Raw genomic sequence first — 1,073 nt, forward strand, 5'->3', positions numbered from 1 at the left:
AAATTGAAAAAGAAAATTTAAAAGATAAAGGCTATAAAGAACAAAAAATAAACTTAAATACAAAAAACGAACAAAGCTTATATATTTTAAGAAAAGAATTAAAAGAAAGTTTAATGTCTTTAAAAAATAAACTTATAACAAATAAAAATAATAATTTAAAGGCCTTAATTACAAATAGTACAATAGGAAAAATAAGCAGTACAAAGGCTATAGAAAAAAGTTTAAAAAATGGTTTTAGTGAGATAGAACATTTTAGAACAGGAAAACATTTGAAAGAACTTTTTGAAAATGCTATTTTAATAAGTGAAAATAAAGACAAAAATATAAATATTTTTAGATTTAATAGTAATTTTATTATAAACGATAAAAATGCAAATGCTCTTTTAACTTTAAAACAAATAATAGACAAGGATAAAAATGTTATTTATAGTTTAGAGTTGGAAAATTTAACGTCCAGCTTATAACAAGTCCACGCCCAAGCCAAACTAGACAATGCTATTCCCACCAAGTTAATAAATGTGGTTTATTAACGCTTATTGAAAAGCATCTAAAGTGATTTTAACAATAAAAATATGAAAAGGAGTTTAAATGGCTATACAAAATAAAGCTGAAATTAGAATATATTATGAGAGTAATAAAAAAAGTGCAAAAGAGGTCGCTAAATATTTTAATATAAGTTATAGGACCTTAATGTATTGGGTAAAAAATGAAAAATGGGAAAAGGGGAAGGCCTTAAAGGCAATCGAACCAGAAGTTATTAATAATGATTTATTAAAAAAAGAATTAATAAGCGTTTTAGATAATGAAAGCATAAAAATCAAACAAAAAATTAAAGAAAATTTAGGCGAGGTTTGTAATGAGGTTGATGAAACAATTCTTAATAATTTACTCGATGCAAGTACGGATAAAATTTTAATAGAGGCTATGTCGGTTAATTTTATTCATAAAAATATAGCCTTAAGTGCTATTTTAGCAAAGGACGAGCTGATGCGAATAATAAGGCTAAAAGGTGATAATAAATACGATCTAGCTGTTATTGCAGGTGCTGAAAGGGTGGCTAAGATATTTTTAGA

Annotated in this window: 2 protein-coding genes; both read left to right on the plus strand. The window is 25.1% G+C overall.

Annotated elements, in window-relative coordinates:
* Positions 1-464 (plus strand): hypothetical protein (locus tag FMM58_RS08590; protein WP_190317915.1); only part of this gene is annotated, 464 nt, incomplete at its 5' end.
* Positions 465-588: 124 nt separating this feature from the next.
* Positions 589-1,073, plus strand: a 485-nt coding sequence (locus FMM58_RS01120; RefSeq protein ID WP_150180301.1) for a hypothetical protein, incomplete at its 3' end; no start/stop codon positions are given.

The sequence above is a fragment of the Campylobacter sp. LR291e genome, assembly GCF_008633915.1.
In the GTDB taxonomy this organism is placed as follows: domain Bacteria; phylum Campylobacterota; class Campylobacteria; order Campylobacterales; family Campylobacteraceae; genus Campylobacter_D.